Raw genomic sequence first — 9,504 nt, forward strand, 5'->3', positions numbered from 1 at the left:
TATTGAACAAGTTCGCGAATGAATAGAATCACTTTTACCCCAAAACAATCGTCACTAGTTCGTTATATCGCGGTATGGAAATAACCCGTGAGAGTCTTCCAGTTGAGTCGCGGTTTTGAGCCTAGATTACTGAATAGAAAACTTAAAGGAGTATGTTGTAATGGTGAAAAAAAGTAATATGTCTGCTGCCGAGGCCATCATTGATGGTTTGGGTGGCCCAAGCAATATCAAATTTATGACGTGCTGCGCCACGCGCCTTCGTTTTGAGCTGAATGATAGTTCTAAACCAGATAAAGCCTCGCTGGAAGCGATTCCTGAAGTTATGGGATGTGTTCCACAATCCGGTGATCGCTATCAGGTTATCATCGGCGGCGCAGTCATGTCGGTCTTCAATCAGATCAAAGCATTACCATCTATGCAAGATGGCGCTGAGACATCTGAGGCGACTGAGAACACTGAAGTGTCCAATAGTGATATCAAGGCATCTCTTCGCTCCGGTGGTCCTCGCGGAAGAATCGCATGGATCGACAGCTTTTTCGAATACCTGTCAGACTCGTTCCGCCCGATTCTCGGCGTCCTTCTTGGCGCATCGCTGATTATTGCGATGACCTCCGTCCTCGATGCCTTCCACATCGTTGATTTCCGGGGTGCGAAATCTCCGGGTTGGGTCTTTGTCGACTCTATGTGGCACACGGTGTTTTACTTCCTACCGATCATGATTGCCTATAACGCATCGAAAAAACTCAAAGTTGATCCATGGTTGGGTGCTGCCATCATGGGCGCGCTGATGACACCGGACTTCCAGAAGCTAACAACGATGGCCTCTACAGTCGCGACGAAGGATCCCGTACTAGGGACGACTTCTTACATGGCACACATATTTGGTCTGCCAATGCAGCTTAACGACTATTCAGGTCAAGTCTTCGTTCCACTTCTCATGGTGGGCTTCCTTGCAATAGTGTACCGTTTCCTGCAGAAGATTTTCCCACAGAACGTTCACATGGTGTTTGTGCCGTTTTTCTCGCTAATCATCATGATCCCACTTACTGCATTCGTCCTCGGACCAATTGCTGTATGGGCTGGTATGGATCTTGGGACAGGTCTGGCTTGGATGAACACCCATGCACCATTCGTATTCGCAATTATGATTCCATTACTGTACCCATTCTTGGTGCCATTAGGTTTACATTGGCCACTCAACGCCCTGATGCTGATGAACATTCAGACGCTTGGTTACGACTTCATCCAAGGTCCAATGGGTGTATGGAACTTCGCCTGTTTTGGAGCAACAGCCGGCGTATTGTTCCTGTCATGGCGTGAAAAAGACTCGATGATGCGTCAGACCTCTGTGGGTGCATTAGCGGCAGGCCTGTTCGGTGGCATCTCTGAACCGTCACTGTATGGTATTCATCTGCGCTTCAAGAAAGTCTATTCTCGTATGTTACCTGGCTGTCTCGCTGGTGGCATCGTGATCGCCATCCTGGGTGCGGCTTACGGTGGTGTAAAAACTAAAGCGTTCGCTTTCACCTCATTGTTGACCATTCCAGTCTTTAATCCAATGTGGGTCTATGGGATTGCTATCGCAGTTGCCTTCTTCGTACCTTTCTTCCTGATCGCCATCATGGATTATCGTACTCCTGAAGAAAAGGCTGCAGCTCTGGCTCGGATTAAATCTGAAAAAAAATCGGCATAAGTAGAGCATAGTTGTAACGGTGAAAGAAAAAGCCGTGACATAGAAATAATATTATCTGATAAGTTCCCCAAAGACAGAGCATAGTCTTTGGGTTACCAGCCGCCCGATGAGCTCTTTTTGGAGCATCTGAGGGCGGTTTTTTTTGCCATCTATCTCTACTTATAGAGTTGAGGAAATTGAAATACTGCAACTAGCTCGCATATTAAATTGCACATAGATAATTCACCTCAGCAGCGCTTTGAGTCGTACTATTTCACCAAAAAAATTTTAGCCCTGCCGTCCATACCGAGAGCGCTCGCTCTTTGACTACACGACGTTGTTGTATAGTGGCATACTGAATACATTAAATAATACTTTCCCGACAGATAAACGGGGAGATTGCTTGAGTGAATAGCAGCGCCACTTTTTATGGCTTGATTTCCCCTTTGTTGCATCCGTTACTCAACAACGTTTGAACAGCTTTTTAAAAACCATTAACAGCGAGCTAAAGTATGAAAGAATTTCTCGATATTCAATTTATCTCCGATGTCATGTGCCCTTGGTGTGTGGTCGGTCTGGGAAATCTGAACAAAGCGTTGACTCAACTGGCAGACAAAGTCGATACCCAACTGAGTTTTCAACCGTTTGAACTCAACCCTGATATGCCAGCTGAAGGACAAGGATTTCAAGAACATATCATTGAAAAATATGGTGTCAGTAAAGAGCAATCTGAGCAAAACCGCTTGCAAATCAAAGCCCGCGGTAAAGAGGTTGGTTTTGACTTTAACTTCACTGACCAAAGCCGTATGCAAAATACATTTGACGCCCATCGCCTACTGCATTGGGCACAAGTTGAAGGCAAACAAGCAGCGCTTAAGATGGCTCTATTCACCGCTCACTTTACCCATAATCAGAACGTTAATAATTACACAGTTCTTGCTCATTTAGCTGCCACTGTTGGATTAGATAAAAAAGCAGCTCAAAGCGTTTTAGAAAATGGTCAATATGCAGACGAAGTTCGCCAAAAAGAGGCTTTCTGGCGGCAAAATAGCATTAGCTCGGTACCGACCATCATTATTAATAACAAATATGCTATTACTGGCGGTCAACCCGTTGCAAGCTTCAAGCAACTGATTGAAGAAATTTTGGAAAAAGAACACACGCCGCAAGACTAATTGTCGCTACAAAAAAACACGCGGCAACAAACCATTGCCGCAAGCCTTGTCTTTTTAGCCATTTAACTCAGTGTCAGACATGCAAAAACAGATCAGTCAGTTATTTTTATGACAGTCCTTTCCATAAGAAATAGCGTGCACGATTCGATAATTCAATGCGTGCTCTCGACGGTTTCCCACTGGCCATCAGCTAGAAATTTTCGCTTTAATACTTTATCGATTTTATCCCATTGGATCGGCAGTGGATTGGGGTAACCTATTTGTTTAAAATACTTCAAAATCGGTTGTTGCCGCTCTCTTTCATTTAATTTTCGTAAAAAATCATTCGCACCTTGATGTTCTATTTTATAAGGTTTTAATGTCTCTATGTAGTCAAAAGGACCACATCCAGCTAGCCACACTTTTACATCGCCATTCGGGATAAAGCCAAAGATAAAATGACTTGCATGACACTCCAACGCTACTTTTGGATCTTGAGTCTGGACTATGACAGCCTGATGGGCGATATCTTTAATTTTCTGATTGATTTTTAATCGTGTCTCATAAAATTTTACATTGATCAATGAAACCCAGTGAATGGTGATCATATCAGGGAGCTCTTTGGTTCCCATACCCAGTTGCCTTCTTGTTTGAAGTGTAAACATATCGACCGGCAGAGCATAGCCATCATAGTGAGGGAAATATTGGCGGACTTCTTTTAACGACTCGCCTACAACATTCACTTGATCGCCGATGATCGTCATATTTTCGCCATGACTATCCGTTGGATTAATACTGCTGATATCTACTGGATAAAATGTGGGAACCACATAGCCAACACTCCATGCGGAATACTCTTTTAGATTATCGGGGGTATCCCTTTGTCTATCCGCACAGCCGTCAAGAAATGGCAAAGCCACTAATGCAATTGTCAACATCAAGTTAGGAGACTTACTTTTTAATTGACTCACCTTTTAAATTCCTCAACGGTCAATCATCTCATATACGGCGACTAAATAACGTCATAAGTGAATATGACTAATGCGTGCCCTCGACGGTTTTCCACTGACCATTACCTATATATTTTCGCTTTAAGACTTTATCGATCTTATCCCATTGGATCGGCAGTGGATTGGGGTAACCTATTTTTTTAAAATGTTTGAACATTGTTTGTTGAAGCTCTTTCTTATACATTTTCCGTAAAAAATCATTCGCGCCTTGATGTTCTATTTTATAAGGTTTTAATGTCTCTATGTAGTCAAGCTGACTACATCCACCTAACCAAACTTTCACATCACCATTCGGAATAAAACCAAAGATAAAATGGCTATAGTGGCATTTAACCACAGTATCTGGGCTCCAGATTAGTCGAACTAAGATGGTCTTATTTATTTTCTGTTTAATACTCTTGGTTATTTTTAATCGTGTTTCATAAAATTTTACATTGATCAATGAAACCCAGTGAATGGTGATCATATCAGGGAGCACTTTGGTCCCTATACCAAGCTGCCTTCTTGTTTGAAATGTTAACATATCGACTGGCAGAGCATAACCATCATAATGCGGAAAATATTGACGGACTTCTTTTAATGTCTCCCCGACACTAGGAACTTGAGCACCGATCTCTGTGATACTGTTCCCTTCATTATCCGTTGGATCAATAGAGCGAATATCAACCGGATAATAGGTTGGAGCCACATAGCCAACACTCCATGCGGAATACTCTTTTAGATTATCGAGGGTATCACTTTGTCTATCCACACAGCCGCCAAGAAGTGGCAAAGCCACTAATGCAATTATCAACATCAAGTTAGGAGACTTACTTTTTAATTGACTCACCTTTAAATTCCTCAACGGTCAATCATCTCATATACGGCGACTAAATAACGTCATAAGTGAATATGACTAATGCGTGCTCTCGACGGTTTTCCACTGATCATTACCTATATATTTTCGCTTTAAGACTTTATCGATTTTATCCCATTGGATCGGCAGTGGATTGGGGTAACCTATTTTTTTAAAATGTTTGAACATTGTTTGTTGAAGCTCTTTCTTATACATTTTCCGTAAAAAATCATTCGCGCCTTGATGTTCTATTTTATAAGGTTTTAATGTTCCTATGTAGTCAAGCTGACTACATCCACCTAACCAAACTTTCACATCACCATTCGGGATAAAACCAAAGATAAAATGGCTATAATGGCATTTAACCACAGTATCTGGGCTCCAGATTAGTCGAACTAAGATAGTCTTATTTATTTTCTGTTTAATACTCTTGGTTATTTTTAATCGTGTTTCATAAAATTTTACATTGATCAATGAAACCCAGTGAATGGTGATCATATCAGGGAGCACTTTGGTCCCCATACCAAGCTGACCACGCGACTGAAAGGTAAAAAAATCAAGCGGTAATGCATAGCCATCATAATGCGGGAAATATTGACGGACTTCTTTTAATGTCTCTCCAACACTAGGAACTTGAGCACCGATCTCTGTGATACTGTTCCCTTCATTATCCGTTGGATCAATAGAACGAATATCAACCGGATAATAGGTTGGAGCCACATAGCCAACACTCCATGCGGAATACTCTTTTAGATTATCGGGGGCATTATTCTGTGTATCCACACAGCCGTCAAGAAGTGGCAAAGCCACTAATGCAATTGTCAACATCAAGTTAGGAGACTTACTTTTTAATTGACTCACCTTTTAAATTCCTCAACGTTCAATCGTCTCATATACGGCGACTAAATAACGTCATAAGTGAATATGACTAATGCGTGCTCTCGACGGTTTCCCACTGGCCATCAGCTAGAAATTTTCGCTTTAATACTTTATCGATCTTATCCCATTGGATCGGCAGTGGATTGGGGTAACCTATTTTTTTAAAATGTTTGAACATTGTTTGTTGAAGCTCTTTTTTATACATTTTCCGTAAAAAATCATTCGCACCTTGATGTTCTATTTTATAAGGTTTTAATGTTTCTATGTAGTCAAAAGGACCACATCCAGCTAGCCACACTTTTACATCGCCATTCGGGATAAAGCCAAAGATAAAATGACTTGCATGACACTCCAACGCTACTTTTGGATCTTGAGTCTGGACCATGACAGCTTGATGGGCGATATTTTTAATTTTCTGATTGATTTTTAATCGTGTCTCATAAAATTTTACATTGATCAATGAAACCCAGTGAATGGTGATCATATCAGGGAGCACTTTGGTCCCCATACCAAGCTGACCACGAGACTGAAAGGTAAAAAAATCAAGCGGTAATGCATAGCCATCATAATGCGGGAAATATTGACGGACTTCTTTTAATGTCTCCCCGACACTAGGAACTTGAGCACCGATCTCTGTGACACTGTTCCCTTCATTATCCGTTGGATCAATAGAACGAATATCAACCGGATAATAGGTTGGAGCCACATAGCCAACACTCCATGCGGAATACTCTTTCAGATTATCGGGGGTATCACTTTGTCTATCCGCACAGCCGCCAAGAAATGGTAAAGCCATTAATGCAATCGTCACGATCAAGTTAAGAGACTTACTTTTTACTGCATTCATAAACACTCCGCCGGTAGACCCCATCAATTTGATTAGGGCTATTAGTTATACTGTTATCTGTTGAATGATGGATTAAATATGCTTGAATGAGCGACTGGCTATCAATAGCTTGATATTTTTTACCTTGCCGCGCAGCAGTGAGAACCTTCTCAAATAATGCTCTAAATTCAAATTCATTAATTTTCATTGGGATAAAAAAATCTTCATGACGAGAAGTATTCCAATAAACTGCACCAATATTATCTAGGTCACTTATAGGAATGCCAAAGTGTTCTGCAAAACCATACATCATCGCTAAATATACTCGCGATAACTCACCTTCGACCATATTTACTTCATATAGATTCGCCTTGAACTGTCGATGCTTTGAGCCAATATGGCCTTCATCAAATTTCATATAAAATAAGTGATCGGGCCAAAGCGTATTATTGTTATATAGTTGCAGTCTATTGCTCAGTTGCTGTTTTATTTTTTTCTTGTCCAGCCATGAATAATCGTGCGACAGCTGTGTGACACATTTTTTCTCATAAGTTAACAGATAGTAATCGCTCATTGTTGAATTGATATATGAGCTTCGCGCAGGATAGCCTCCACCGATATCCGAGTGAGCACCCGGCAAGGTGAATTCATAAAAGTTATCCGCTTTATTGAGTTTATTTGAGCTAAAATTATAACGGTATTCAATGCAGTCATTCGCACGTAGATGAACAGCATGTTTCACCCGGCTGGGATCAAGCCATAACTGCACATCACCGTTATTATCATTATGCACCGCGCTGCCGCCTTCGCCATACAGAGGTTCACGAGTCGGTGCAAAGTAGGAGGCGACCGTATCAAATAGCCCAGCAAACATAACCTCAAAAGATTCATTTTGGGACCAATCAAACCCGATTTTAAGACTAATATTGTTATCTTGGCATGCTTTTTCGAATTGAGAAGCAAAGGAATCGGCCGCGGCCGTTTGCTGCTCAGCTAAAATCAGGTTAATAAAGTGTCTCGCCGCCGCAGCGCCGCGACTAAAGCCAAAGACATCAAACTCTAACCGGTTAAACCCATCAAAATTGGATAAGTACTTAAAACTGGCATTATATAAATCTTTAATACTTTTAGTAATTTGATCAATAGCCGTGTTTGCTTTACCAATAATGCCCCATTCACCGCGGCCAAACCCTTTCCCCCAAACAGACTCATCGGCTTTATGAATACGGTGAATATTATCGGTACCTACCCCAGTAATATATTCGGGATGAACGAATATTTTTTTATCATCAATATAGTCATTATAGGTATAAAGATTATACATTTTTTGGACATTAGTGATTTCATTCGCCGCGCTGCCATCAACACCTTTCGGATAAGAAAAACACTCGTTTTCACAAGCCCCCAACGTACTGGCATCCAAACGTTTAAATGTCTGAATAGGAATATTGTTTTTACTATTTGCAAGATACTCTAAGCGCGTTTGTGCCAGACTTTTCCAGCTATGATAGTAACGCTGTAATTGCTGTTTTCCCCACAGTGCACTGTAGGTATGGTTTGCCGTGCCATCAAAGAACACCCCCAAACGCAGAGTGATATAATTAAACCCTCGGACTTTTAAAATATAACTGTGTCCGGTAACCAGTTTTAATCGATCTGCTTTGTTTTTCTGGTGACGCGTCGGTAAAACCTGACCATCTTGCAATGTTGTGAGATCGCCAGCGGTTACGTGAACATGTTGACGAACGCTGTCTTGATACCCTTTTTCGCTGGGCGGTTTTGCAACGCTTTGTCCACGCGCCCCATCGATATTTTTGCCCTCTTTTTGATAAGGGCGATGCAGCTGCGCCTCTTTAAGCCAGCTTTGATTATCTAGGTCGATCGTCACCACTCCTGCCGATAAATGAGTGAGTAACAACGCCGAGTGGCTCATCTGAAAATCAAATTTTTCATGGGTAGCGCTTGTGAGCACGCCCGATACATTCGAAAACGGTCGATTGTATTCATCAATAACTTGAATCTCTATCCAATGATTTTTACGTTCACACTCTAAGCAAAAACCATCCGTCGTGGTTACCGCTCCCATCTACTTTTCCATCCAATTGGTCAGTTGTAAGGTTTCATCTGCGTCTAGTTTGAGCTCTGTGACTAATCGCTCCGCTGAATAATTTGCTTGGGTCGCAAGTTGGCTAATTGCCCACAGTTCTCGCTGCTCCATATTAAAACCTTGGGTGATGGCCTGATTGAGCGCGCTTTCTATCAGCGCGCATTCATTATCTAACGGCATGACTAAATCTGGCGCAACTTCCCACAGCCTTCTCGATAAACTATAGGCATGGTTTTCCACACGATATAACGCCGCTAAGTCATCATCGATTAAACGCCACCAAGGCCGAGACTGTCGCAGCCATGAGCTATTATTATGTGGGTTAAAAATACGTTGCCACTGGCTCTTTTCCCAATAACCGAGCGCCTTTACCGGCCCTAAAATTTGGCTAAGCCTAGTCGCATCCATCATGAAAAGCATCGGCACAAGCACAGTGGGGTCATAAGCGCGAAACATAATGAGTTCACCTTGAAAAGCGGCGATGAGTAAGCTTCTAAAATGATCTAAAATATCATCAGCCGCATAGTCTGTTTGAACGCATAACCCTTGAGTTAATAATTCAGCAGGTAACTCATCGAGCGCATCACACCATGCGATGAGCCACGGCGAGTGATCCGCCAACTGCTCAAACGGCTCGTCAAAAAAGAGCATGGTGGCGCCATCCATAAAATGCTCTCGAGCTTGCATCATCTCAACTTGCTCAATCACGCTATGAGCCACTAACCAGTACTGAAAACAGGATTGAGGGGAATCGAGGTCACGGGTCATGACTCATCACTCTCTTTCGGGCACATTTTAACGCCGATTAAGTGTGCTTTTTCAGCAGTTAAAAAGGACTGATAATCAACCGTTTTTGCCTTCGCCAGCTCCACAGGCGGCTCTACCTCACCAGGTAATCTCGCAATTTTGCCCGCATAGCCACTACCACTGCCGGCACTGCCCCCTGAGTTTAAGTTAATCGCAGGGCCCACCAGAGACACCCCTGACGCATCCACTTTCACAAAGCTGCCACCGGCTTTGA

8 protein-coding genes and 1 pseudogene are annotated in these 9,504 nt (G+C 42.3%); 2 read left to right on the forward strand and 7 right to left on the reverse strand.

The window, feature by feature from the left end; all coding sequences use genetic code 11:
• Positions 1 to 160: 160 nt before the first annotated feature.
• Positions 161 to 1,693: a PTS transporter subunit EIIC gene (locus ABUE30_RS18440; RefSeq protein ID WP_408625306.1), complete on the forward strand. Its 1,533-nt coding sequence runs from the start codon at positions 161 to 163 to the stop codon at positions 1,691 to 1,693.
• Positions 1,694 to 2,184: 491 nt separating this feature from the next.
• Positions 2,185 to 2,847, forward strand: coding sequence for a DsbA family oxidoreductase (locus ABUE30_RS18445; protein ID WP_408625307.1), 663 nt, complete (start codon positions 2,185 to 2,187; stop codon positions 2,845 to 2,847).
• 152 nt (positions 2,848 to 2,999) lie between these two features.
• Here ABUE30_RS18445 and ABUE30_RS18450 read toward each other — a convergent pair whose 3' ends face one another.
• The 7 genes and pseudogenes from ABUE30_RS18450 to ABUE30_RS18480 all read right to left on the reverse strand — a co-directional run.
• The gene (locus ABUE30_RS18450; RefSeq protein WP_408625308.1) at positions 3,000 to 3,797 is read right to left on the reverse strand and encodes a DUF2931 family protein; all 798 of its coding nucleotides are present in this window, start codon (positions 3,795 to 3,797) and stop codon (positions 3,000 to 3,002) included.
• Positions 3,798 to 3,864: 67 nt separating this feature from the next.
• Complete coding sequence (locus tag ABUE30_RS18455; RefSeq protein ID WP_408625309.1) at positions 3,865 to 4,665, reverse strand: DUF2931 family protein; 801 nt, start codon at positions 4,663 to 4,665, stop codon at positions 3,865 to 3,867.
• Between the two features lie 66 nt (positions 4,666 to 4,731).
• Positions 4,732 to 5,532, reverse strand: a complete 801-nt coding sequence (locus tag ABUE30_RS18460; RefSeq protein WP_408625310.1) for a DUF2931 family protein — start codon at positions 5,530 to 5,532, stop codon at positions 4,732 to 4,734.
• Positions 5,533 to 5,599: 67 nt separating this feature from the next.
• Positions 5,600 to 6,397: a DUF2931 family protein gene (locus ABUE30_RS18465; protein ID WP_408625311.1), complete on the reverse strand. Its 798-nt coding sequence runs from the start codon at positions 6,395 to 6,397 to the stop codon at positions 5,600 to 5,602.
• Positions 6,378 to 8,462 carry a phospholipase effector Tle1 domain-containing protein gene (locus ABUE30_RS18470; protein WP_408625312.1) on the reverse strand — a complete coding sequence of 695 codons (2,085 nt, stop codon included), beginning with the start codon at positions 8,460 to 8,462 and terminating at the stop codon, positions 6,378 to 6,380. The genes ABUE30_RS18465 and ABUE30_RS18470 overlap by 20 nt, the downstream gene beginning before the upstream one ends.
• Positions 8,463 to 9,251: a DUF4123 domain-containing protein gene (locus ABUE30_RS18475; RefSeq protein ID WP_408625313.1), complete on the reverse strand. Its 789-nt coding sequence runs from the start codon at positions 9,249 to 9,251 to the stop codon at positions 8,463 to 8,465.
• Positions 9,248 to 9,504: pseudogene (locus ABUE30_RS18480) on the reverse strand (hypothetical protein); the annotation flags it as partial. The gene ABUE30_RS18475 and the pseudogene ABUE30_RS18480, both read right to left, overlap by 4 nt.

The sequence above is a fragment of the Celerinatantimonas yamalensis genome (genome assembly GCF_046054155.1).
In the GTDB taxonomy this organism is placed as follows: Bacteria; Pseudomonadota; Gammaproteobacteria; order Enterobacterales; family Celerinatantimonadaceae; genus Celerinatantimonas; species Celerinatantimonas yamalensis.